Here is a 2,602-nt window from a genome sequence, read left to right on the forward strand (position 1 = left end):
GGCATCCCGATCGGCGCGGCCCTGTTCGCCGCCGACGGGACGCTGCTCGGCCGCGGCCACAACCGGCGGGTGCAGGAGGGGGACCCGTCGCTGCACGCCGAGACCGCCGCCTTCCGGGCCGCGGGCCGCCGGCACGACTACCGCTCGACGATCATGGTGACGACGTTGTCGCCGTGCTGGTACTGCAGCGGCCTGATCCGGCAGTTCGGCATCGGCGCGGTGGTGATCGGGGAGAGCGTCACGTTCACCGGCGGCCACGACTGGCTCGCGGAGCACGGGGTCGAGGTGACGGTGCTGAACGATCGACGTTGCATCGACATGATGGCGACGTTCGTCGCCGAGCACCCGGACCTGTGGCACGAGGACATCGGCGTCACACCCCCCGAGTAGGGGCGATCACCGAGTAGGAGTGATCACCGGGCCGTCGGTGGGGGAGCGGCCGGCTCGCACCCCTCGACGGTGATGCGGGCCAGGTCCGCGACGAAGTCCGCCGTGCTCCGGGACGCCGCGAGCGCTCGCCGCTGACGGCGCGCGCCGTTGCCCCGGCGCAGGATCCGCCGCACCGACGCGCGCGCGGACGGGAAGTCGCCGGCCTCCTCGAGGCCGGGCCGCACGTGCTCGAGCAGCGAGCCCAGCAGCCGGGCGGCGGGGACGGGCCGTTGCGTCAGCGGGTCCATCCCGTAGCCGTCGATGCCCTCCCGCGCGGCGCGCCAGCACGCGGCCTTCAGCCGGTCGGCCTCGAGCCGGGGCGCCGGGTCACCGCGGTGGACGGCGGTGAGCGCGGTGGACACGAGTCCGCGGACGAGGGTGGCGGCGGTGACGGTCTCCTCGATCGTGGCGGGCACGTCGCAGACCCGGATCTCGAGGGTGGGCAGGTGCGGCGAGAGCCGGATGTCCCAGTAGACCATCGCGGGGTCGAGGACGGTGCCGGCGTCGAGCATCATGGCGACGACGTCGTCGTAGTGCCGGGCGGACCGGAAGAAGGGCGGCGGCCCCCCGCTGGCCCAGCGCCCCCACTGGATGTGACGCCAGCTGGCGTAACCGGTGTCGGCACCGGCGGTGACGGACGAGTTCGCCGTGAGCGCGAGCAGGGCGGGCAGCCAGGGCCGCAGGTGATTGCAGACCTGCACCGCGACGTCGCGATCGGGCACCCCGACGTGGACGTGACAGCCGCAGATCACCTGATCGGTCACCACCCCGAAGTGCTCGGCCATCCGCCGGTACCGGGCGGCGTCCGTGAGCGCCCCGGGCGGGGTGGTGTCGAACGGGGGCACTGCCGCCGCGAGCAGGCGGGCCCCGGCGCGTGCGGCGGCCGCCGCCGCCACCGTGCGCGAGACGCGCAGTTCCTGCCGCAGGTCGTCGATCCGGGTGCAGACCGGTGTGGCGGTCTCGACCTGGCAGCGCGACAGCTCGAGCTGGAGGTCGAGCCCGGCCTCGCGGGCATCGGCCACGACGGCGGCGTTGCTCAGCCGGGGCCGGCCGGAGTCGGCGTCGACGAGCAGCAACTCCTCCTCGACGCCCATGGTCAGCAGCCGGCCCGGGACATCGCCACGGTCGGATCCGGCACGGCGCGGCAGCGTGGACGTCATCGTCTCCTCCAACCGGAACGGCCGAAACAGCTCGGCAGGACCGTGGCTCCAGCCTGGCACGCGTCCCGGGCAGGTGGGAAGAGAACGGGAGGGAAATCAGGCGGCGCCGACGGCGTGGATACCGCGTGCCCACTGCTGCAGCGGCCGGTCTCCGAGCGCGATCGCGAGGGATTCGAGGGTGCGGACGCGGTCGGCCAGCTGGTCCGCGAGGACGTGTTCGAGGGCGGCGACGCTGCGCCTGTCCGCCGAGCCGGCGATGGTGGCGATGCAGTCGCTCAGCCGCGCCGCCCGAGATGACGACGACTTCGCGGATGTCGTGTGCGAATGCAGAATTCGTTCGAGGGCGTCGCATCGTTCCGACAAATAGCGAATGTCCGCCGCAATTTGCTGCTTCGCCATCGGATGCGAGCTGCGCTCGTGGCGAATTTCGAGTATCTGCAGTTGCGTCCGCACCAATTGGTGTACGGCCCGAATCTGGTCGCTCAGTGCGCTCGTGTTCGTGTTCATCGGGTTCCCTCTGCCGAATTCGATGATAGCCCCCGCGCCGGGCCATCCGGCGCATACCGGAGAATCTCGACTTCCGGCCGAGAAAGGACAGAAACGACGTTTCGGAATTCGGATCGGCACGGCCGCGAAGGGAAACGGCGACGAGGAGCGCCGCAGCAATTGTTGCCGCCTCCCCCCACCGAGCCGGTCACCGCCTCGGTGCGACCCGCTGCCGCGCCCGCGGCGAGATACCGGGGCCGGGAGCCGTCCGCCGCCGGCGGTGCGAGCTCAGTCCTCGGGCAGCGGCGCCGACCAGAGCAGGCGGGTGCCGCCGGTGTCGACCGCGGTAGCGGTGAAGGTGCCCGCGACCTCCTCGGCGCGGGAGGCGAGGTTGTGCAGCCCGCTGCGCGCGACGGTGGCGGGAATGCCGACGCCGTTGTCGGTGACGTCGATGGTGAGGTAGTCGTCGACCGACACGGTGACGGTGACGTTGGTCGCGCCGGAGTGGTGCACCACGTTGCTCATCG

Annotated in this window: 4 protein-coding genes; 1 reads left to right on the forward strand and 3 read right to left on the reverse strand. The window is 72.1% G+C overall.

The genetic code is table 11. The features are described from left to right. A partial coding sequence (locus AIIKEEIJ_RS13665; RefSeq protein WP_161995871.1) for a deaminase occupies positions 1-390 on the forward strand: 390 nt, incomplete at its 5' end. A gap of 23 nt (positions 391-413) precedes the next feature. Here the strand turns inward: AIIKEEIJ_RS13665 and AIIKEEIJ_RS13670 are convergent. The 3 genes from AIIKEEIJ_RS13670 to AIIKEEIJ_RS13680 all read right to left on the reverse strand — a co-directional run. Then, positions 414-1,589 (reverse strand): glutamate--cysteine ligase, encoded by a 1,176-nt coding sequence (locus AIIKEEIJ_RS13670; RefSeq protein WP_161995872.1) that lies wholly within the window; start codon positions 1,587-1,589, stop codon positions 414-416. A 96-nt stretch (positions 1,590-1,685) separates the two neighbouring features. Next, positions 1,686-2,255 (reverse strand): hypothetical protein, encoded by a 570-nt coding sequence (locus tag AIIKEEIJ_RS13675; RefSeq protein WP_238406352.1) that lies wholly within the window; start codon positions 2,253-2,255, stop codon positions 1,686-1,688. 108 nt (positions 2,256-2,363) lie between these two features. Beyond that, positions 2,364-2,602: sensor histidine kinase (locus tag AIIKEEIJ_RS13680; RefSeq protein WP_338020950.1), on the reverse strand; the 239-nt coding region annotated here is incomplete at its 5' end.

The organism is Rhodococcus sp. YH1, assembly GCF_009939605.1.
Taxonomy (GTDB): domain Bacteria; phylum Actinomycetota; class Actinomycetes; order Mycobacteriales; family Mycobacteriaceae; genus Rhodococcus; species Rhodococcus aetherivorans.

What these genes read in the sequence shown, in the direction of transcription:
- AIIKEEIJ_RS13670 (WP_161995872.1), bottom strand. Translation starts at nt 1,589, where the DNA reads ATGACGTCCACGCTGCCGCGCCGTGCCGGATCCGACCGTGGCGATGTC.